The organism is Mucilaginibacter sp. McL0603, assembly GCF_049992945.1.
Classification (GTDB): domain Bacteria; phylum Bacteroidota; class Bacteroidia; order Sphingobacteriales; family Sphingobacteriaceae; genus Mucilaginibacter.
Genome location: NZ_CP188251.1, coordinates 4,724,995 through 4,743,812, shown reverse-complemented (window position 1 = coordinate 4,743,812; position 18,818 = coordinate 4,724,995). Strand labels below are relative to the sequence as shown.

31 protein-coding genes are annotated in these 18,818 nt (G+C 40.9%); all 31 read left to right on the top strand.

Going from position 1 to position 18,818, the window contains the following annotated elements:
• The 31 genes from rplD (at nucleotide 1) to dnaK (ending at nucleotide 18,613) form a co-directional block, all read left to right on the top strand.
• Nucleotides 1-630: a 50S ribosomal protein L4 gene (gene rplD, locus ACPPVU_RS21795; protein ID WP_426668848.1), complete on the top strand. Its 630-nt coding sequence runs from the start codon at nucleotides 1-3 to the stop codon at nucleotides 628-630.
• 2 nt (nucleotides 631-632) lie between these two features.
• Complete coding sequence (gene rplW, locus ACPPVU_RS21790; RefSeq protein ID WP_426668847.1) at nucleotides 633-923, top strand: 50S ribosomal protein L23; 291 nt, start codon at nucleotides 633-635, stop codon at nucleotides 921-923.
• A gap of 8 nt (nucleotides 924-931) precedes the next feature.
• Nucleotides 932-1,759 (top strand): 50S ribosomal protein L2, encoded by an 828-nt coding sequence (gene rplB / locus ACPPVU_RS21785; protein ID WP_426668846.1) that lies wholly within the window; start codon nucleotides 932-934, stop codon nucleotides 1,757-1,759.
• Nucleotides 1,759-2,025, top strand: coding sequence for a 30S ribosomal protein S19 (gene rpsS / locus ACPPVU_RS21780; protein WP_147034189.1), 267 nt, complete (start codon nucleotides 1,759-1,761; stop codon nucleotides 2,023-2,025). The genes rplB and rpsS overlap by 1 nt, the downstream gene beginning before the upstream one ends.
• Before the next feature lie 6 nt (nucleotides 2,026-2,031).
• A complete protein-coding gene (gene rplV / locus ACPPVU_RS21775; RefSeq protein WP_426668845.1) occupies nucleotides 2,032-2,460 on the top strand; it encodes a 50S ribosomal protein L22 in 429 nt (142 codons plus the stop codon).
• 5 nt (nucleotides 2,461-2,465) lie between these two features.
• Complete coding sequence (gene rpsC, locus ACPPVU_RS21770) at nucleotides 2,466-3,365, top strand: 30S ribosomal protein S3 (protein WP_426668844.1); 900 nt, start codon at nucleotides 2,466-2,468, stop codon at nucleotides 3,363-3,365.
• A gap of 165 nt (nucleotides 3,366-3,530) precedes the next feature.
• Nucleotides 3,531-3,953 (top strand): 50S ribosomal protein L16, encoded by a 423-nt coding sequence (gene rplP, locus ACPPVU_RS21765; RefSeq protein WP_426668843.1) that lies wholly within the window; start codon nucleotides 3,531-3,533, stop codon nucleotides 3,951-3,953.
• Nucleotides 3,954-4,035: 82 nt separating this feature from the next.
• Nucleotides 4,036-4,245, top strand: a complete 210-nt coding sequence (rpmC, locus tag ACPPVU_RS21760; protein ID WP_426668842.1) for a 50S ribosomal protein L29 — start codon at nucleotides 4,036-4,038, stop codon at nucleotides 4,243-4,245.
• Nucleotides 4,246-4,262: 17 nt separating this feature from the next.
• Entirely contained in the window at nucleotides 4,263-4,517 is a 255-nt protein-coding gene (rpsQ, locus tag ACPPVU_RS21755) for a 30S ribosomal protein S17 (protein ID WP_426668841.1), read from the top strand.
• Between the two features lie 2 nt (nucleotides 4,518-4,519).
• Entirely contained in the window at nucleotides 4,520-4,888 is a 369-nt protein-coding gene (gene rplN / locus ACPPVU_RS21750; protein ID WP_066006038.1) for a 50S ribosomal protein L14, read from the top strand.
• Nucleotide 4,889: 1 nt separating this feature from the next.
• On the top strand, nucleotides 4,890-5,234 hold the full coding sequence (rplX, locus tag ACPPVU_RS21745; protein WP_426668840.1) for a 50S ribosomal protein L24: 345 nt from the start codon (nucleotides 4,890-4,892) through the stop codon (nucleotides 5,232-5,234).
• Complete coding sequence (gene rplE, locus ACPPVU_RS21740) at nucleotides 5,234-5,803, top strand: 50S ribosomal protein L5 (RefSeq protein WP_426668839.1); 570 nt, start codon at nucleotides 5,234-5,236, stop codon at nucleotides 5,801-5,803. Before rplX ends, rplE begins: the two co-directional genes overlap by 1 nt.
• A complete protein-coding gene (gene rpsN / locus ACPPVU_RS21735) occupies nucleotides 5,803-6,072 on the top strand; it encodes a 30S ribosomal protein S14 (RefSeq protein ID WP_426668838.1) in 270 nt (89 codons plus the stop codon). Before rplE ends, rpsN begins: the two co-directional genes overlap by 1 nt.
• A 136-nt stretch (nucleotides 6,073-6,208) precedes the next feature.
• Nucleotides 6,209-6,607, top strand: a complete 399-nt coding sequence (gene rpsH / locus ACPPVU_RS21730; RefSeq protein ID WP_426668837.1) for a 30S ribosomal protein S8 — start codon at nucleotides 6,209-6,211, stop codon at nucleotides 6,605-6,607.
• Between the two features lie 22 nt (nucleotides 6,608-6,629).
• Nucleotides 6,630-7,187 carry a 50S ribosomal protein L6 gene (rplF, locus tag ACPPVU_RS21725; protein ID WP_426668836.1) on the top strand — a complete coding sequence of 186 codons (558 nt, stop codon included), beginning with the start codon at nucleotides 6,630-6,632 and terminating at the stop codon, nucleotides 7,185-7,187.
• A 5-nt stretch (nucleotides 7,188-7,192) separates the two neighbouring features.
• Nucleotides 7,193-7,543, top strand: a complete 351-nt coding sequence (rplR, locus tag ACPPVU_RS21720) for a 50S ribosomal protein L18 (RefSeq protein ID WP_426668835.1) — start codon at nucleotides 7,193-7,195, stop codon at nucleotides 7,541-7,543.
• Nucleotides 7,544-7,555: 12 nt separating this feature from the next.
• On the top strand, nucleotides 7,556-8,074 hold the full coding sequence (rpsE, locus tag ACPPVU_RS21715; protein WP_426668834.1) for a 30S ribosomal protein S5: 519 nt from the start codon (nucleotides 7,556-7,558) through the stop codon (nucleotides 8,072-8,074).
• Nucleotides 8,075-8,079: 5 nt separating this feature from the next.
• Nucleotides 8,080-8,259 (top strand): 50S ribosomal protein L30, encoded by a 180-nt coding sequence (gene rpmD / locus ACPPVU_RS21710; protein WP_426668833.1) that lies wholly within the window; start codon nucleotides 8,080-8,082, stop codon nucleotides 8,257-8,259.
• Nucleotides 8,260-8,263: 4 nt separating this feature from the next.
• Nucleotides 8,264-8,710, top strand: coding sequence for a 50S ribosomal protein L15 (gene rplO / locus ACPPVU_RS21705; RefSeq protein WP_426668832.1), 447 nt, complete (start codon nucleotides 8,264-8,266; stop codon nucleotides 8,708-8,710).
• A 6-nt stretch (nucleotides 8,711-8,716) separates the two neighbouring features.
• Entirely contained in the window at nucleotides 8,717-10,066 is a 1,350-nt protein-coding gene (gene secY / locus ACPPVU_RS21700; RefSeq protein ID WP_426668831.1) for a preprotein translocase subunit SecY, read from the top strand.
• Between the two features lie 9 nt (nucleotides 10,067-10,075).
• Nucleotides 10,076-10,867 (top strand): type I methionyl aminopeptidase, encoded by a 792-nt coding sequence (map, locus tag ACPPVU_RS21695; protein WP_426668830.1) that lies wholly within the window; start codon nucleotides 10,076-10,078, stop codon nucleotides 10,865-10,867.
• Between the two features lie 64 nt (nucleotides 10,868-10,931).
• Nucleotides 10,932-11,150 carry a translation initiation factor IF-1 gene (gene infA, locus ACPPVU_RS21690; protein ID WP_090643449.1) on the top strand — a complete coding sequence of 73 codons (219 nt, stop codon included), beginning with the start codon at nucleotides 10,932-10,934 and terminating at the stop codon, nucleotides 11,148-11,150.
• A gap of 7 nt (nucleotides 11,151-11,157) precedes the next feature.
• A complete protein-coding gene (rpmJ, locus tag ACPPVU_RS21685) occupies nucleotides 11,158-11,274 on the top strand; it encodes a 50S ribosomal protein L36 (RefSeq protein WP_008506259.1) in 117 nt (38 codons plus the stop codon).
• 69 nt (nucleotides 11,275-11,343) lie between these two features.
• Nucleotides 11,344-11,721, top strand: a complete 378-nt coding sequence (gene rpsM, locus ACPPVU_RS21680; protein WP_426668829.1) for a 30S ribosomal protein S13 — start codon at nucleotides 11,344-11,346, stop codon at nucleotides 11,719-11,721.
• Between the two features lie 157 nt (nucleotides 11,722-11,878).
• Nucleotides 11,879-12,268: a 30S ribosomal protein S11 gene (gene rpsK / locus ACPPVU_RS21675; protein ID WP_426668828.1), complete on the top strand. Its 390-nt coding sequence runs from the start codon at nucleotides 11,879-11,881 to the stop codon at nucleotides 12,266-12,268.
• Nucleotides 12,269-12,334: 66 nt separating this feature from the next.
• Entirely contained in the window at nucleotides 12,335-12,943 is a 609-nt protein-coding gene (rpsD, locus tag ACPPVU_RS21670) for a 30S ribosomal protein S4 (protein WP_426668827.1), read from the top strand.
• A gap of 179 nt (nucleotides 12,944-13,122) precedes the next feature.
• Nucleotides 13,123-14,115: a DNA-directed RNA polymerase subunit alpha gene (locus tag ACPPVU_RS21665; protein ID WP_426668826.1), complete on the top strand. Its 993-nt coding sequence runs from the start codon at nucleotides 13,123-13,125 to the stop codon at nucleotides 14,113-14,115.
• 225 nt (nucleotides 14,116-14,340) lie between these two features.
• Complete coding sequence (rplQ, locus tag ACPPVU_RS21660; protein ID WP_426668825.1) at nucleotides 14,341-14,910, top strand: 50S ribosomal protein L17; 570 nt, start codon at nucleotides 14,341-14,343, stop codon at nucleotides 14,908-14,910.
• Nucleotides 14,911-15,386: 476 nt separating this feature from the next.
• Nucleotides 15,387-15,893, top strand: coding sequence for a hypothetical protein (locus tag ACPPVU_RS21655; RefSeq protein ID WP_426668824.1), 507 nt, complete (start codon nucleotides 15,387-15,389; stop codon nucleotides 15,891-15,893).
• 78 nt (nucleotides 15,894-15,971) lie between these two features.
• Complete coding sequence (locus ACPPVU_RS21650) at nucleotides 15,972-16,286, top strand: hypothetical protein (protein ID WP_426668823.1); 315 nt, start codon at nucleotides 15,972-15,974, stop codon at nucleotides 16,284-16,286.
• 416 nt (nucleotides 16,287-16,702) lie between these two features.
• Nucleotides 16,703-18,613: a molecular chaperone DnaK gene (gene dnaK, locus ACPPVU_RS21645; protein ID WP_426668822.1), complete on the top strand. Its 1,911-nt coding sequence runs from the start codon at nucleotides 16,703-16,705 to the stop codon at nucleotides 18,611-18,613.
• Nucleotides 18,614-18,818 lie beyond the last annotated feature (205 nt).

Genomic DNA, 18,818 nt, shown 5'->3' with positions numbered 1-18,818 from the left:
ATGGAAGTTAAAGTATTAAACGTATCAGGTAAAGAAACAGGTGCCAAGGTGCAGCTTTCTGACTCCGTATTCGGTATCGAGCCCAATGATCACGCTATCTACCTTGATGTGAAACAATACCTGGCTAACCAGCGTCAAGGTACACACAAAGCAAAACAGCGTAATGAAATTGCAGGTTCTACCCGCAAATTATATAAACAAAAAGGTACAGGCGGCGCCCGTGCCGGTAGCATCAAATCACCATTGTTTAATGGTGGTGGTCGTGTTTTCGGTCCTCAGCCCCGCGATTACAGCTTCAAGTTAAACAAGAAGCTTAAATCACTGGCCCGTAAATCAGCTTTATCATATAAAGCTAAAGATAACAGCATTGTGGTATTGGAAGATTTCAGTTTCGACTCGATCAAAACCAAAAACTATATTAAGCTGGTTGCAGACCTGAATGTTACCGATGTGAAAACATTATTAGTATTAGGCACTGCAAATGAAAATGTGTATTTATCAAGCAGAAACCTGAAGAAATCAAAGGTGATCACAGTTGACCAGTTAAACACTTATGATGTGTTAAACGCAGGTACATTGTTATTAACTACAGGCGCTGTTAAAACTTTGGAGGAAGCATTAGCTAAGTAATTATGGAAATTTTAAAGAAACCCTTACTTACTGAAAAAGTAACTCAATTAACCGAGAAGCTGAACCGTTATGCTTTCAAAGTTGATCCCAGAGCCAACAAGATCCAGATCAAGGGTGCAATTGAGAAAATGTATGGTGTTAATGTTACCGCAGTAAACACCATGAGATACGTTGGAAAACTTAAGAGTCGCAATACTAAGGCAGGCGCCGTTTCTGGCCGCTCAGCTACTTATAAGAAAGCGATCATTACGTTGAAAGACGGTGAAACAATAGATTTTTATAGCAATATATAAAAACAGACATGGCAGTTAAAAGATTTAAACCGGTTACTCCGGGTACCCGCTTCAGGATTGACACTGATAGTTCGGATATCACAACAAACGTCCCTGAAAAGTCGTTGGTTGTTTCATCCAACAAAAGATCGGGCGGACGTAACAACAGCGGTAAGATGACCATGCGCTACATGGGTGGTGGTCACAAACAAGCATACAGGTTGATCGATTTCAAACGTAATAAATTTGATATCCCTGCAAAAGTAGCTACTATCGAGTATGATCCTAACCGTTCAGCACGTATAGCACTGTTACATTTTGCTGATGGTGAGAAAAGATATATGATCGCTCCTGAAGGCTTAACAGTTGGACAAACTGTGGTATCAGGCGAAACAGCAGCTCCTGAAGTTGGTAATACTTTACCACTAAAGAATATCCCGTTGGGTTCTATCATTCATAACATTGAATTGAACCCTGGCCAGGGTGGTACTATCGCACGCAGTGCAGGTACTTATGCCCAGCTTTCGGCACGTGATGGCAAATATGCTATCATCAAATTGCCATCAGGCGAAACACGTATGATACTGTCAACTTGTTTGGCAACTATCGGTACCGTTTCAAATGGCGAAAGAGCTAACGCGGTATTAGGTAAAGCTGGTAGAAAACGCTGGTTAGGCCGTCGCCCAAGAGTTCGTGGTGTTGCCATGAACCCGGTAGATCACCCTATGGGTGGTGGTGAGGGAAGGGCCTCAGGTGGTCACCCACGTTCACGTAAAGGGATTTTAGCTAAAGGCTTCAAAACCCGTGACAAAAAGAAAACATCTGATCGTTACATCATTGAAAGAAGGAAGAAATAATGGCTCGTTCAATTAAAAAAGGACCTTATATAGATCATAACCTTGAGAAAAAGGTTGTGACGCTGAATGATTCTAATAAGAAATCAGTAGTAAAAACGTGGTCACGTCGTTCCATGATCTCTCCTGATTTCGTTGGTCATACATTCGCAGTACATAATGGGAATAAGTTTATTCCTGTGTACGTTACAGAAAACATGGTTGGTCATAAGTTGGGCGAATTTGCGCCGACCCGTACATTCCGTGGTCACGCAGAGAAGAAAAAATAACAAGTAATGGAAGCAACAACAAAAATCAAAAAGTCTGTATTAATCAGACAACGCAAAGAGCAGGAAAAAGCTCAGCAAGGAGGAGCTTCTGCTGCTAAGTTACAAAACTGCCCTACTTCACCGCGCAAAATGCGTTTGGTGGTTGACCTTATCCGTGGTGAGAATGTTGAAAAAGCATTGTACATTTTGAAATATACCAATAAGGAAGCTGCTATACGTGTTGAAAAATTATTGCTATCAGCGATTAAAAACTGGGAAGCAAAAAATGAAGGCAAACGTGTTGAAGACAGCGCTTTATTTGTAAAAGAGGTATCAGTAGGTGGTGGCCGTCAGTTAAAAAGACTGCGTCCTGCTCCACAGGGCCGTGGATATCGTATCCGCAAACGCTCAAACCATGTAACTCTTATTGTGGATAGTAAAAACGATAACAATTAATTTAAATGGGACAGAAAGCACATCCAATAGGTAACAGATTAGGAATCATCAGAGGTTGGGATTCTAATTGGTTCGGTGGCAATCATTATGCCGATAAATTAGTTGAAGACGAGAAGATCCGCAAGTATATTTCAGTACGTATCGCTAAAGGCGGTATATCTAAAGTAGTTATCGAGCGTACATTGAAACGCATTACCGTAACTATCCACACTGCCCGTCCGGGTATTGTGATCGGTAAAGGCGGCCAGGAAGTTGATAAGATCAAAGAAGAGTTAAAGAAACTGACCAAAAAAGATGTTCAGATCAACATCTTCGAGATCAAACGTCCTGAACTGGATGCACAATTAGTTGCTGAAGGTATAGCTAAACAGCTTGAGGCTCGTATCTCTTTCCGTCGTGCAATGAAAACTACTATTGCTTCAACCATGAGAATGGGTGCTGAAGGAATAAAAGTAATGACATCAGGCCGTTTAGGCGGTGCTGAAATGGCACGTACAGAACAATATAAAGAAGGAAGAATTCCTCTGCATACATTCCGCGCAGATATTGACTATGCATTAGCAGAAGCGCTTACTACTTATGGTAAGATCGGTGTTAAAGTATGGATCTGCAAAGGCGAAGTTTATGGCAAACGCGATTTATCTCCAAACATTGGTGGTACAAGCAGCGCAAGCGGTAAAGGTGGCCGTCCGGAAGGTTCTGCATCATTTGGCGGTCGTGGCAACGAAAGAGGCGGCGAACGTGGTGGTGAGCGCAGAAGCAATGACAGAAGAGGTGGTAACCAAGGTGGTGCCGGTGGTGGTCAAAATCGCGGTGGTGGTCAAAATCGTCCTGGTGGCGGTCCTGGTCAAAATCGTGGTGGCGGCGGCGGTGCTAATCGTCCAGGTGGACCAGGCAGAAGATAATTTAATAGATAATAGATTTGAGATGTGAGATATGAGAACTGTCTTTTCATCTCGACTTAAAAAGTTAAGTGATAAATTAATAAGATAAAAGATTTTGATAGGAGATTGTAGGTAAATATTCCGGGTCTCAAATCTCAAATCTCAAATCTCAAAGCTTAAAATACAATGCTACAGCCAAAAAGAACGAAGTTCAGAAAAATGCAAAAAGGCAGAATGAAAGGGATGGCCACTCGTGGTGCTGAACTATCATTTGGTTCTTTCGGTGTAAAATCACTCGAGTCGGCCTGGATTACCAGCCGCCAGATCGAGGCTGCACGTATTGCTGTAACACGTTTTATGAAACGTGAAGGCCAGGTGTGGATCAGGATATTCCCTGACAAACCTGTAACCAAAAAACCAGCAGAAGTACGTATGGGTAAAGGTAAAGGTGCTCCGGAATACTGGGTTGCGGTAGTACGCCCCGGAAGGATCATCTTTGAAGCCGAAGGTGTGCCACTGGAAGTTGCTAAAGAGGCATTACGCCTGGCAGCTCAAAAATTACCGGTTCAGACCCGGTTTGTAACACGTAGAGATTACGTAGAGGCATAAATTAAGTTAGCAGTTTTGAGTTTGCAGTTATCAGTTGATATAGTGGGCTTGGAACTAAAAACTCAAAAACTAATATAAGAAAATGAAGAACTCAGAAATTTTAGAGCTAACGACTGAAGAGTTGACCGCAAGAGTAGGCGAGGAGAGGGCTAACCTTACCAAGCTTAAATTTGCCCATGCAGTTTCGGCCATTGAGAATCCAACCCGTATCAGTAAAGTACGCAAGGATATTGCTCGTTTAAATACTGAATTAACAAAGCGCAAAGCTGCGCCTGCTTCTGAAAGTAAATAAATTTTTTAAGCATCGAAATGGAAAGAAATTTAAGAAAAACACGTACCGGCCTGGTAGTCAGCAATAAGATGGATAAATCTATTGTGGTTGCTGTTGAGCGGAAAGTGAAACACCCGATCTATGGTAAGTTCGTTAAGAAAACTACCAAATTTATGGCTCATGACGAAGCTAACACTTGTGGTGTTGGCGATACCGTATTGATTATGGAAACCCGTCCGTTGAGCAAAAACAAAAATTGGAGATTAGTTCAAATAGTAGAAAGGGCTAAATAACTATGGTACAACAGGAATCAAGATTAAACGTAGCCGACAACAGCGGTGCTAAAGAAGTTTTAGTGATCCGTGTGTTAGGCGGTACCGGCAAAAGATATGCTTCTATCGGTGATAAGATAGTAGTTACCGTAAAGAGTGCTTTGCCTTCAGGCAACATTAAAAAGGGTACTGTATCAAAAGCCGTAGTGGTTAGAACCAAGAAAGAAATTCGTAGAAAAGACGGTTCATATATCCGTTTCGACGACAACGCAGCCGTTTTGTTAAATAACCAGGACGAGCCAAGAGGTACACGTATCTTTGGCCCTGTTGCAAGAGAGTTGCGCGAGAAACAATTTATGAAAATTGTATCATTAGCTCCGGAGGTATTGTAACATGGAAAAGAAACAAAATGCAAAACCTGCAAAATTAAAGATCCGCAAGGGCGACCTGGTACAGGTTATTGCAGGTGATTCAAAAGGATCACAGGGTAAAGTATTAGAAGTAATAATTGAAAAGAGCCGCGTTATTGTTGAAGGTGCCAATATGGTATCAAAACATACAAAGCCAAACGCTACCAGCCCTAATGGCGGTATCGTAAAACAAGAAGCTGCTATACACATTTCAAACCTGATGCTGGTTGATCCTAAATCAGGAAAAGCCACCCGCGTGGGCAGAGCTAAAAATGCTGCAGGCAAATTGGTAAGAGTAGCAAAAAAATCAGGGGAGGAAATTAAGTAATGGCAACTGCAAAAACGTACATACCAAGACTAAAGTCAAAATATAAGGACGAGATACGCACTGCGCTGAAAGATAAATTTCAGTACAAAAGTGTAATGCAGGTTCCTAAACTTGAGAAAATTGCAATCAACCAGGGTGTTGGCGGTGCTACTACGGACAAGAAATTGATCGAAAACACCATCAATGAGTTAACTACTATTACTGGTCAGCAGGCAGTTTCATCAAAATCAAAGAAGGATATTTCAAACTTCAAATTGCGTAAAAATATGCCGGTAGGTGTACGTGTAACTTTACGTGATAATACAATGTATGAATTCCTTGACCGTTTAATTGCTGTTGCTTTACCACGTATCCGTGATTTCAAAGGCATTAACGATAAAGGTTTTGACGGAAGAGGAAACTATACGCTGGGTATTACCGAGCAGATCATTTTCCCTGAGATCAACATTGATAAGATCAACAAGATACAAGGTATGGATATTACCTTTGTAACCTCTGCAACAAATGATGTTGAAGCATTGGAGTTGCTGAAAGAATTTGGTTTACCATTTAAAAATCAGAATAAATAATGGCTAAAGAAGGTGTAAAAGCACGTGAAGTAAAACGCGCTAAATTAGTAGCTAAATACGCTGAAAAAAGAGCAGCCCTTAAAGCCGCTGGCGATTACGAAGCATTAGACAAATTGCCTAAAGCTTCATCACCGGTAAAATTGCACAACCGTTGCAAATTAACTGGTCGTCCCCGTGGTTATATGCGCCAGTTCGGCATCTCACGTGTAACATTCCGTGATATGGCGTTGGCAGGCAAGATACCGGGCGTAAAGAAAGCAAGCTGGTAATTTACGTTGAACGTTTGACGTGATACGTTATACGTTCATCAGGAGAGAGAAACGTATAACGTTAAACGTATTACGTACAACAAAGAATACGAACCGATGGCAGGTCTACGGATACCACCATCATAAACAATAAATAATGAATACAGATCCAATCGCAGATTATCTTACAAGAGTAAGGAATGCTATTAAAGCCAACCATAGGGTTGTTGAAATTCCTGCATCAAATCTGAAAAAGGAAATCACGAAAGTGCTTTTCGACAAAGGTTACATTGCCAATTTTAAGTTTGAAGACAATGGTCCTCAAGGTACTATTAAGGTAGCTTTGAAATACCATCCGATAACTAAAATCCCTGCTATCCGCAGCATTTCGCGCATCAGTAAACCAGGTTTGAGAAAATACGCAGGTACGGCAAATTTGCCACGTGTATTAAATGGTTTAGGTATCGCTATCCTATCAACCTCAAGAGGTGTAATGACCGATAAAGAGGCACGCCAGCAAAATATTGGCGGTGAGGTATTGTGCTACGTTTATTAATCAGTAAAGGAGAAATTAACCAATGTCAAGAATAGGAAAAGCACCTATAGCATTACCTTCGGGAGTAACTATTACAGTAAGCGACGCAAATGTTGTTACTGTTAAAGGACCTAAAGGCGAATTGCACCAGGCTGTTGACAGTGATATCATTGTTGAACAGGAAGAAGGAAATCTTGTTGTAAAACGTCCTTCCGAACAAAAACGTCATAAAGCATTACATGGTTTATACCGTGCGCTTTTAAATAACATGGTAGTTGGCGTAACCCAGGGTTACAAGTTAGAGCAGGAATTAGTTGGTGTGGGTTACCGCGCTACCAACACCGGCAATACACTTGACCTGGTTTTAGGTTACTCACACCATTACGTGTTTGAACTGCCAAAAGAAATTAAAGTTACAACCACTGCTGAAAAGGGTAAAAACCCAACCATTATCTTAGAATCTATAGATAAACAACTGATTGGCCAGGTAGCAGCAAAAATACGCTCGTTACGTGCACCGGAGCCTTACAAAGGTAAAGGTATCAAGTTTGTTGGCGAAGTATTGAGAAGAAAAGCAGGTAAATCAGCATCTAAAAAATAATCGTCATGACAGGTAAATTATCAAGAAGAGACAGAATTAAAAAGGGGATCAGAAAACGTATTTCGGGATCTTCAGAGCGTCCGCGCTTGTCAGTGTACAGGAGCAACAAAGGTATTTATGCCCAGATCATTGACGATGTAACAGGTAAAACTATCGTATCAGCTTCATCTTTATCAAAAGATTTTGCAGCTACAGGCAACAAATCAGAACAATCAATTGCTGTAGGCAAAGCGGTTGCTGCAAAAGCAGTTGCTGCAGGTATCAAAGATGTGGTTTTTGATAGAAACGGTTACTTATATCATGGCCGTGTTAAATCATTGGCTGAAGGTGCACGTGAAGGCGGTTTAAACTTTTAATCGGAAAGAGAGATGTCAACAATCAACATAAAAAGAGTAAAAACCAGCGAGATCGAATTAAAAGATCGCCTGGTGAGCATACAGCGTGTAGCCAAAGTAACCAAAGGTGGCCGTACATTCAGCTTTTCTGCCATTGTGGTAGTAGGTGATGAGAACGGTGTAGTTGGTTACGGTTTAGGTAAAGCAAAAGAAGTAACTGAAGCAATTGCTAAAGGTATCGATGATGCTAAGAAGAACCTGGTAAAAGTGCCTATCATTAATGGTACTATACCTCACGAGCAAATAGGTAAATTTTCAGGTGGTTTTGTTTTCATTAAACCAGCTGCAAATGGTACAGGTGTTATAGCCGGCGGTGCAATGCGTGCCGTATTGGAGTCAGCAGGTGTACACAACGTATTGGCAAAATCAAAAGGTTCATCAAACCCACACAACGTGGTTAAAGCAACTGTATCAGCATTAGCGCAACTGCGTGACGCTGTTACTGTAGCACAACACCGCGGAATTGAATTAGGAAAGGTATTTAACGGGTAATCATCATGGCAAAAATCAAAATAACCCAGATTAAGAGCGTGATCGATAGAAGTGAGCGCCAGAAAAAAACTGTTGAGGCTTTGGGCTTAAAGAGAATCAACCAGAGTGTTGAGGTAGAAGCTACCCCTGCTATCATCGGTATGGTACGTAAAGTTAATCATTTGGTAGCGGTAGAAAATATTTAATATCATGAATTTAAGTAATCTTAAACCTGCAGAAGGTTCTACTAAAAATAGAAAAAGAATTGGCCGTGGTACTGGTTCAGGCCGTGGTGGAACGTCAACCCGTGGTCACAAAGGCGCTGGTTCACGTTCAGGTACAAGTGCAAAGATCGGCTTTGAAGGCGGTCAGATGCCTTTACAGCGTCGTGTTCCTAAGGTAGGTTTCAAAAACCCTAACCGTGTGGAGTATGTAAGTGTAAATCTTGACGCTTTACAAAAATTAGCCGAAGAACACAAAGTTTCTGCGGTAGATTTTGCAACTTTGAAAGAACATGGTTTGGTTTCAAGAAACGACCTGGTAAAAATATTAGGCCGTGGCGAACTGAAAGCTAAACTGGAAGTTAAAGCACATGCATTTTCTGCTACTGCGCAAAAAGCTATTGAAGCAGCAGGTGGTACTATCGTAAAGTTGTAAATTTCAATGAAGAAATTATTCACTACACTTTCCAATATTTGGAAAATTGATGATTTAAGAGTGCGTATTACTAACACACTCTTATTTCTTTTAATATATCGCGTAGGATCATACGTGGTTTTACCCGGTGTAAACTATGCTTCTCTAAAGACGCCGCAGGGAAAAGAGGGGCTGGTAGGGTTGTTGAATATGTTTGCAGGGGGTTCGTTTTCACGTGCTTCTATTTTTGCGTTAGGTGTAATGCCGTACATTTCGGCTTCCATCGTTGTGCAATTATTGGGTATTGCGGTACCTTATTTTGCCAAACTGCAAAAAGAAGGTGAAAGTGGTCGTAACAAACTAAACCAATGGACGCGCTACCTGACTATAGGTATTACAGCGTTACAGGCTATTGGTTATGTACGTTCACAGATTACTCCTGAGCAGATCAGCCCGGTTATGGGTGTTGCTGCGTTTAACATATTAGCAATTTTTGTATTAACTGCAGGTACATTATTCGTAATGTGGCTGGGTGAAAAAATCACTGACAAAGGTATTGGTAATGGTATTTCACTGATCATCATGGTGGGTATCATCGCTCAGTTGCCCACTGCGTTTATAGCTGAATTTGAAAAACGTAATGGTGGACAAGGTGGTTTGATCACTTTCATCGTTGAAATTTTAGCACTTATTGGTGTAGTTATGTTTACTATCCTGATTGTTCAGGGTACAAGGAAGATTGCTGTACAATATGCTAAACGTATAGTAGGTAATAAACAATACGGTGGTGTTCGTCAGTATATTCCGTTAAAAGTGAATGCAGCAGGTGTAATGCCTATCATATTTGCACAAGCTTTGATGTTTATTCCGGCTACTATCCCACAGTTTTTCCCTTCATCAGCAACCAATCCCGTAGTAATGGCTTTGGCTAATTACAATTCATGGGAACATAACTTACTGTTTGGGGTACTGATCATTGTATTTACTTATTTCTATACAGCTATTACGGTTAATCCTAACCAGATGGCTGACGATATGAAAAAGAACGGTGGCTTTATACCGGGTGTTAAACCAGGCAAGTCAACTGCAGAATACATAGACGGTGTGATATCAAGAATTACTTTACCCGGATCGATATTCCTGGCAATAATTGCGATAATACCCGCATTTGCAACAATGGTTGGTGTTACCAATATTTTCGCAAGGTTTTTTGGTGGTACATCACTGATCATCCTGGTGGGTGTGGTTTTAGATACATTACAACAAATAGAAAGCCATTTGCTGATGCGTCATTACGACGGTTTGATGAAGACTGGTCGTATAACAGGACGTACGGGCATACCGGCGTCGGCTGGGACGACACCGCCGGTTATCTAATTTAATAACATGTCAAAGATCCTCTATAAGTCTGTCGAAGAGATAGAACTCATAAGAAAAAGTTCTTTACTTGTTTCAGAAACATTGGCTGAAATAGCAAAAGTTATTGCGCCCGGTGTAAAAACTATTGAATTAAATAAGCTTGCCGAAACCTTTATCCGTGATAACGGAGGGATACCGGCATTTCTAAACTATAATGGGTTTCCGTACTCACTGTGCATATCTTTAAATGACCAGATCGTACACGGATTTCCGGGACAGCATGTGTTGGTGGAAGGTGACCTCGTATCGGTTGACTGTGGTGTTGTATTAAACAAATACTACGGCGACTCGGCTTATACCTTTGCTATAGGCGAAGTGGATGAGATGACTCAAACATTGATGCGTGTTACTAAAGAATGCCTTTACCTCGGTATTGAGAAAGCAGTAGCTGGTCAGCGTATTGGCGATATTGGTTTTGCAGTACAGGAGCATGCTGAAAAGCATGGTTTTGGTGTAGTAAAGGAATTGGTGGGACATGGTGTTGGTTTACACCTTCACGAAAAGCCAGAAGTACCTAACTACGGTAAACGCGGATCGGGCACTAAACTGGAAGAAGGAATGGTGATCGCTATTGAGCCAATGATCAACGCAGGGCGTGCGGGAGTGAAGTTTTGGAACGATGGCTGGACAGTATCAACTGTTGATAAGAAACCATCGGCACATTATGAGCATACTATAGCTATAAACAAGGGCAAAGCAGACATACTTTCGACGTTTTCATATATTGAAGAAGTTTTGAAAGAAAAAGTAAATAATTAGAAAAAATTTATTTAATTTTGCAACCCGGTTTTAAAGCGGATAATAAAGTAATAATCAGTAAAATATGGCGAAACAATCTTCGATTGAGCAGGACGGAACGATTCGGGAGGCATTATCAAATGCGATGTTCAGGGTTGAACTGGAAAATGGTCATGAGATTATTGCACACATATCCGGTAAAATGCGCATGCATTATATCAAAATTTTACCTGGCGACAGAGTAAAACTGGAAATGAGTCCGTATGATTTAAGTAAGGGTAGAATAACCTATAGATATAAATAACAAAGAGATGAAAGTTAGAGCATCCATTAAAAAACGCAGCGCTGATTGCAAGATCATCCGTCGTAAAGGGAAACTTTATGTGATCAACAAAAAGAACCCTAAGTATAAACAACGTCAGGGGTAATTAAAAATATTGTAACGATTCGTACAACGGTAGCCGCCGTTCGACGTTACTTAAAAACAAAGGAAAAATATGGCAAGGATTTCAGGTATTGATTTACCAAAAAACAAACGCGGAGAGATCGGACTTACTTATATCTACGGAATAGGTCGCTCTACAGCTCAGGATATATTGAACCAGGCTGGAATTGATCTTAATACCAAAGTACAGGATTGGAACGATGAGCAGTTAACTGCTATTCGTGGTATCATTAACGATCAGATCAAAGTTGAGGGCGCGCTGCGTTCAGAAGTGCAGTTGAACATCAAACGTTTAATGGATATAGGTTGCTACCGTGGTACCCGCCACCGTAAAGGATTGCCTTTGCGTGGTCAGCGTACTAAAAACAACTCACGTACCCGTAAAGGAAAACGTAAGACTGTTGCTAATAAGAAAAAAGCTACTAAATAGTAAATAGATTTGAGATGTTAGATTTGAGATATGAGAAGCATATTCGGTCGATCATCTTAAATCAATTAAGATAAGAAGATAAAAAAGGATATTGATGTATTTGAAATGAGGCTTAAGTCTCACATCTCAAATCTCATATCTCAAACCTCAAAAAAAGATGGCTAAAGCTAAAAAAGTTACCAAAAAGCGCGTTGTAGTTGTTGAGTCGGTTGGCGAAGCACATGTGAATGCTACTTTTAACAATATCATCATTACCCTTACCAACAAAAACGGTCAGGCTATATCATGGTCTTCAGCAGGTAAAATGGGTTTCAAAGGTTCTAAAAAGAACACCCCGTATGCTGCTGGACAAGCTGCTGCCGATTGCGGCAAAGTAGCTTATGATTTAGGCTTACGTAAAGTTGAAGTATTTGTAAAAGGTCCAGGTGCTGGTCGTGAATCAGCTATCCGTACTTTACAAACTACAGGTATTGAAGTGACTACCATTCAGGATATTACACCGCTTCCTCACAATGGCTGTCGTCCTTCAAAAAGAAGAAGAGTTTAATTAACCCAAATTTTTAAAGCTAAGATTCATCAGCTACAGGCTGCGTGATACTTTAAAACACACAAAATGGCTAGATATACAGGTCCAAAATCAAAAATTGCGCGTAGGTTCCGCGAGCCGATCTTCGGTCCGGATAAGGCGTTAGAAAGAAAAAATTATCCACCGGGTATGCATGGTGTCTCAAAAAGAAGAGGCAAGCAATCAGAGTACGCGGTTCAGTTGATGGAGAAACAAAAAGTAAAATACACTTATGGTGTATTAGAACGTCAGTTCGAAAACCTGTTTCACCGTGCATCAGCTAAAGAAGGTATCACCGGCGAAAACTTGCTTAAATTCTTAGAAGCTCGTTTAGACAATGCAGTTTTCCGTTTAGGTATTGCACCAACACGTTCAGCAGCACGCCAGTTAGTAGGCCACAAACACATCAATGTAAACGGAGAAGTAGTAAACATTGCATCATACAGCTTAAAAGCAGGTGATGTGATCTCAGTTCGTGAGAAATCAAAATCATTGGAAGCAATAAGCAATTCGGTTGCAGGCAGAAAGATTAATAAATACAGCTGGTTAGAATGGGATGCTGCTAATTTAACAGGCAAATTCCTGAACTATCCAAACCGCGATGAGATTCCTGAAAACATCAAGGAAAACCTGATCGTCGAGTTGTACTCTAAATAAGATTTGAGATTTTAGATGTGAGATTTGAGACGAAAGTCAAAATCTCACATCTCATTTTCAAACATACACAAGAAAAAAATGGTTTAAGATAAGGGTTTGAAGAAGAGGCGGTAAAGTCTCAAATCTGATATCTCACATCTCAAATCTATTAACAAGTAAACAATAAACAAAGGATATAAATGGCAATTTTAGCATTTCAAAAACCAGACAAGGTTATCATGCAAAAAGCGAACGATTTTGATGGTACGTTCGAATTTCGTCCATTAGAACCAGGCTTCGGTATAACCATTGGTAATGCTTTACGTCGTATCTTACTTTCATCCCTGGAGGGTTATGCTATTACTTCTGTACGTTTTTCAGGAGTAAATCATGAGTTTTCAACCATCAAGGGTGTTGTTGAGGACGTTACCGAGATCATTCTGAACTTGAAGCAAGTTCGTTTGAAAAAATCAGGTGATTCCGGTGATTCAGAAAAAGTATTCGTGATCGTTAACGGTCAGGACGCTTTTACTGCCGGCGACATTACCAAGTTCTCAAATAACTTTACTGTTTTGAACCCAGATCTTGTGATCTGCAATATGGATTCATCAGTAACACTTGAAATTGAGCTCACCATCAACAAAGGTCGTGGCTACATTGCAAGCGAAGAAAACAAAAACCCTGATGCTAATGTAGGCGTGATAGCTATCGATTCTATCTACACACCTATCAAAAACGTAAAATACACTATAGAAAACTATCGTGTTGAGCAAAAAACCGACTATGAAAAATTAGTGCTGGATATTGCTACTGATGGTTCTATACACCCTGAAGATGCTTTGAAAGAAGCAGCCAAGATCTTAATCCAACACTTTATGTTGTTCAGCGATGAGAACATGATGCTGGAAGCTCAGGCTAAGGAAGAAACTAAAGAAGTTGACGAAGAAATCTTACACATGCGTAAGATCCTGAAAACTGAACTGGTTGACCTTGATCTTTCTGTACGTGCATTAAATTGCCTTAAAGCTGCTGATATCCGCAGCCTGGCCGACCTGGTTTCATACGATGTAGCAGACATGCTAAAATTCAGAAACTTCGGTAAAAAATCACTGACTGAAATTCAGGACCTGGTTAAATCAAAAGGATTATCTTTTGGTATGAACCTGTCGAAATTTAAGTTAGACGAAGAATAAATTAGATATGAGATTTTAGATGTGAGATATGAGACAGTGTTTCGATCATCACATCTGAAATCTTAAAAACAACAAACCGGGATAACCAGGCATGAGTAAGAGAACTAATCTCAAATCTCATATCTCACATCTCAAATCTATAATTAAAAATGAGCGAGGGCATAATTCCCGGGCTTGACTGAGGTAGGTCGCCTGACGGTATGCACGTGCAAAAATTAAAAAACAATGAGACACGGAAAAAAAATTAACCATTTAGGCCGTACTGACAGCCACCGCAAGGCGATGCTGGCAAACATGGCTTCATCGCTTATTTTACACAAGCGTATTACAACCACTTTGGCTAAAGCAAAAGCTTTACGCGTATATGTTGAGCCTATACTAACCAAAGCTAAAAACGATACCACTCACTCACGCCGTACAGTATTCAGTTACTTACAGGACAAGGAAACAGTAACCATCCTGTTCCGCGAAGTGGCTGAGAAGATTGCTAACCGTCCGGGTGGTTATACCCGTATCATCAAAATGGAAAACCGTTTAGGTGACAACGCGGAAATGGCACTGATAGAATTAGTAGATTACAATACTGTTTACGGTAAAGAAGCTGCTAAAACTGAGAAGAAAGCAACCCGTCGTCGTGGTGGTTCTGCTGCTAAAGGTAAAGCTGCTGCTGCACCTAAAGCTGAAACTGCTGCTGAAGTAGCCGTTGAAGAACCAAAAGCTGAAGCTGCACCAGAAGTTAAAGAAACTCCTGAAGCACCAGCTGCTAACGAAGAAAACGCTGAAAAAGGCGAATAATTAAACCTTTTCAGTTAGAATATTAAAAACGCCCTGTCCGCCTGAGTCGGATGGGGCGTTTTTGTTTGTATCTATATCTAAGTCATGCCGATTACTATGACATAATGTAAGTGTTTCACTTTGTTTCATTCTGTTGCGGTTCAGAAACCGAACGAACACCTGTCGGCTACAGGGAAATCGCTTTTAAACAGGAGGCACCTATGGAGCCTAATCTTATTCTCAATTGATTCTACAAACAGGGTGCTCCTATCTTTGGTCTAATAAAGCCAATCCTGCAATATTATTATTGTTTGAAATGGGGGGTCTGGGGGGTGTTAAAAACTAAAAACTTTGTGGAAAACGTTATTATAAAAGGCAGGGTGAACTTTGGCTCCTTCTGCTGATAGGAGTTTTAAAAGCGGTTTCCCTGTTGTAAGTTACCATTTGTGACAGGCGAGTGTGAAAAATGATTATATTTACCTTACCAAACACTCACAATGGCCTTATCCAATATCCTATCCAAACTAAACTGGCGACTGATGGTGATACACTTTATAGCCTGTTGGTTTTTTATTTATGCGTTTCAACAACTTAGCGTACTGCACGATCCTGAATTTTTTAAGGAAGTTAGAAATATTAGATCAAGTGCAGTTCAACGTAGAATATTTTATAATGCAATTTGGTTTAGTTTTAGTGCGGATGCTGGACTTTTAACAGGGTTTATCATCTCGTTGGTACTGTCAATAAAACATAAGTGGTATTGGCTCAATTCGGTGATTGCTTTTGTACTGATAGCACTCCTGAAATGGTTTGATTTACTTGGATGGGATTACTTAAAACATATCTTCCTAAAACTCGGTCTGCTATTTAAATCAAATGCCGAGTATTTCCTTGCCAACGGGCTCGTTATGCTGGTCATCGGGCTATGCCTATTTTTCATGAGGTGGTCTATCAGGTTTATAAACGGGGATAAGCAATCCCTGTCCACTTCGTCCATCAGTTAGCAGTTCAAATATCGGACGGACGGAACAGTAGGGTTACGTTCCTTCATAAATTGTATTAATGGTACCAATTAGCCTCACATGAAAGCAACTTTTCAGTTTTTCAAGAAATACCCGATATCTATCATTTGTTATATCTTATTTACCTGGCTATGTTATGATACTTTAAAAATACGAGTGCACTTTCATAAGATAATAAAAGACCACCTCGATGGACTGGGGAGGATTGCTATGGGCAAGGCAGTAGCTTGCGATGATTTATTCTTCGTTATAATTTCAGGTATATTCTTCCTGGTGATCCTCGCTAACGCCATAGTCAGAAAAGACATTGTTGTTTATGGATCGTTGTGCCTTATTATTGTAATTCAGGCTTTGGTTGCTTTAAACGCAGGATGACACGCACTTCTCTTCGCGTTAGGGATTGCAACGGATACCTGCCCTCGTGGCTAATGCTTGTGTAGTATGAGTGGAAAGCCTGGCATCCGTGTGTGGTAGGCTTGGGGCAGGGTAAACGGTGCAACGCCCAAAACCAAGTTCAGCGTTAACTGGCCTCTGCGCACCGCACTTCGAGTGCCTCAGTGTGACAGCCCCTTCCTTTTATTGCTACTATCAACTGCCACTGCTACTCACCATTCACTCCTCACCACTCACCTCCTTTTCTGCCAACCTGTCACTAATACTATTCACTTTTCTGACGAAATAATATCCAATTTGAATGTCATAAAGCCCGTTTTTCTGCCAAATTGATATTGGCATAAGCCTTGTTATTAATGGGTAGGTTAAAATATTAAAAAAGGAAAAATCAATCATATATGTCTAAAATAATTGGAATCGACTTAGGAACAACGAACTCTTGCGTTGCAGTAATGGAAGGTAACGAGCCTGTAGTTATTGCCAACAGCGAGGGTAAACGTACTACGCCCTCTGTTGTAGCGTTTGTTGACAACGGCGAGCGTAAGGTGGGTGACCCTGCCAAGCGTCAGGCTATTACCAACCCTACAAAAACAATTTATTCTATCAAGCGCTTTATGGGCAACCAGTTTAGCGAGGTTAGCAAGGAAGCGGCACGCGTACCTTACAAGGTAGTTAAAGGTGATAACAATACACCGCGTGTTGAAATTGATGACCGTAAATATACTCCTCAAGAGATATCAGCGATGATCCTTCAGAAAATGAAGAAAACTGCTGAGGATTTCTTAGGTACAGAAGTTACCGAAGCGGTTATTACCGTTCCGGCTTATTTTAACGATGCACAACGCCAGGCTACTAAAGAGGCCGGTGAAATTGCTGGTTTAAAAGTTCGTCGTATCATTAACGAGCCTACTGCTGCTGCCCTGGCTTACGGTCTGGACAAAGCGCACAAGGATATGAAGATCGTTGTGTTTGACTGCGGTGGTGGTACGCATGACGTGTCAGTACTGGAATTAGGTGATGGCGTATTCGAAGTAAAATCAACCGATGGTGATACTCACCTTGGTGGTGACGACTTTGACCACGTAATTATCGACTGGTTAGCTGACGAATTTAAGAGTGATGAAGGCATTGACCTGCGTAAAGACCCAATGGCTTTACAACGTTTAAAAGATTCTGCTGAAAAAGCTAAAATCGAGCTTTCAAGCAGTCCGCAAACTGAGATCAATTTGCCATATATTACTGCTGCTGACGGTATGCCTAAGCACCTGGTTAAAACATTAACCCGTTCTAAATTTGAGCAACTGTCTGACAGTTTAATAAAACGTACCATTGAGCCTTGTAAATCAGCATTGAAAAGTGCAGGTTTAAGCATCTCTGATATCGACGAGATCATCTTAGTAGGTGGTTCTACACGTATCCCTGCTATACAGGAAGCTGTTGAGAAATTCTTCGGTAAAGCACCGTCAAAAGGTGTTAACCCTGATGAGGTAGTTGCTATAGGTGCTGCTATACAAGGTGGTGTATTAACCGGCGAAGTAAAAGACGTATTGTTACTGGATGTTACCCCGCTTTCATTAGGTATTGAAACTATGGGTGGTGTAATGACCAAGCTGATCGAGGCCAACACTACTATCCCAACCAAGAAATCGGAAGTGTTCTCTACTGCATCTGATAGTCAGCCTTCTGTGGAGATACACATTTTGCAAGGTGAACGCCCGATGGCTGCACAAAACCGCACTATAGGTCGTTTCCACCTGGATGGTTTACCACCAGCACCACGCGGAGTACCACAAATTGAAGTTACTTTTGATATAGACGCTAACGGTATATTACACGTAGCTGCTAAAGATAAAGCTACAGGTAAGGAACAGAAGATCCGTATCGAAGCTTCATCAGGCTTAACTGATGCTGAGATCAAGAAGATGAAGGACGAAGCTGAAGCTAATGCTGAGGCTGACAAAAAGGCAAAAGAAGAAGTTGAAAAACTGAACTCTGCTGATGCCCTGATCTTTACAACTGAAAAGCAACTGAAAGAATATGGTGACAAGATATCAGCTGATAAGAAAGCACCTATTGAAGAAGGTTTGAAGAAGCTGAAAGAAGCTTATGCCTCTAAGAATCTTGATGCAATTGAAACTGCTCAAACTGAACTGAATGCTGCATGGGCCACTGCATCTGAAGAGATGTACAAAGCTGCCGCAGACTCAGGTCAGGCACAACCAGGTGCTGATGGCGCCGGAGCAGGTGAACATGCTCAAGGCGGAAGCTCTGATACTGTTACTGATGTTGACTTCGAAGAAGTTAAGTAATTAAAATCCATCATATATAACGAAGCCCGTTCTGAATTTCAGGACGGGCTTTTTTTGTGATTATCTATTTGGCGAATAATTTAGGAGGCACCTATGGAGCCCAAAAAACATTCACGAACATTTTCTATAAACAGGGAACTCCTATGGAGTTAAAGTCTTTAAAGCGTAATACAAGTCCACTCCGTATTCTAGGTTTACCATATAT